Origin of the sequence: Limosilactobacillus reuteri subsp. simiae (genome assembly GCF_020784875.1) — a bacterium.
Lineage (GTDB): Bacteria > Bacillota > Bacilli > Lactobacillales > Lactobacillaceae > Limosilactobacillus > Limosilactobacillus reuteri_H.
In genome coordinates, this window is sequence record NZ_JAJGUI010000049.1 from 1 (window position 1) to 246 (window position 246).

A 246-nucleotide genomic window follows, 5' to 3' on the forward strand; every position below is an offset into this window, starting at 1 on the left:
CACTCACAGATGCTGAAGTGGATTCACTCGCACTTACCGAAGCCGAGGTGCTTTCGCTAACGCTTACTGAAGCAGATGTTGATTCACTTGCACTTACCGAAGCCGAAGTACTTTCACTCGCACTTACTGAGGCAGATGTGCTTTCACTCGCACTTACTGAGGCGGAAGTTGATTCACTCGCACTTACGGAGGCAGATGTGCTTTCACTTGCGCTTACTGAAGCCGAAGTACTTTCACTGGCACTCA

Annotated in this window: 1 protein-coding gene; it reads left to right on the top strand. The window is 49.6% G+C overall.

The features are described from left to right. The coding region (locus LMC10_RS01435) for a hypothetical protein (protein ID WP_411377828.1) at positions 1 to 246 on the top strand (246 nt) is incomplete at both ends.